This window comes from Mycobacterium sp. P7213 (assembly GCF_900604305.1).
Lineage (GTDB): Bacteria > Actinomycetota > Actinomycetes > Mycobacteriales > Mycobacteriaceae > Mycobacterium.
On record NZ_UWOA01000129.1, the window covers coordinates 1 to 553 of the forward strand.

Consider the following 553-nt stretch of genomic DNA (forward strand, 5'->3'; position numbering starts at 1 on the left):
TCCGGACGCGATGCGTTCGATGGCGGGCCGTTTTGATGTGCACGCGCAGACGGTGGAGGACGAGGCGCGCCGGATGTGGGCGTCGTCGACCAACATCTCCGGTGCGGGCTGGGGTGGTCTGGCGGAGCGGACCTCGATGGACACCATGGGTCAGATGCAGACCGCGTTTCGCAACATCGTGAACATGCTGCACGGGGTGCGGGATGGGTTGATTCGCGACGCTAACCACTACGAGCAGCAGGAAGCTGCTTCGCAGCAGATCCTGTCGAGCTAGAAGGGGAACYACGACTATGTCGATTAACTACCAGTTCGGTGATGTGGATGCCCACGGTGCGTTGATTCGTGCTCAGGCGGCGTCGTTGGAGGCTGAGCACCAGGCGATCGTGCACGATGTGCTGGCTGCCGGTGATTTCTGGGGTGGCGCGGGTTCGGTGGCGTGCCAGGAGTTTGTGGCGCAGTTGGGCCGCAACTTCGCGGTGATCTACGAGCAGGCCAACAGCCACGGTCAGAAGGTGCAGTCGGCCGGCAACAACATGGCCAACACCGACGCCTC

At 62.9% G+C, this 553-nt stretch carries 2 protein-coding genes; both read left to right on the top strand.

Annotated features, from left to right (window positions below):
- A partial coding sequence (locus EJK91_RS21540) for a WXG100 family type VII secretion target (protein WP_164518079.1) occupies window positions 1–274 on the top strand: 274 nt, incomplete at its 5' end.
- 16 nt (window positions 275–290) lie between these two features.
- The coding region (locus tag EJK91_RS21545; protein WP_164518080.1) for a WXG100 family type VII secretion target at window positions 291–553 on the top strand (263 nt) is incomplete at its 3' end.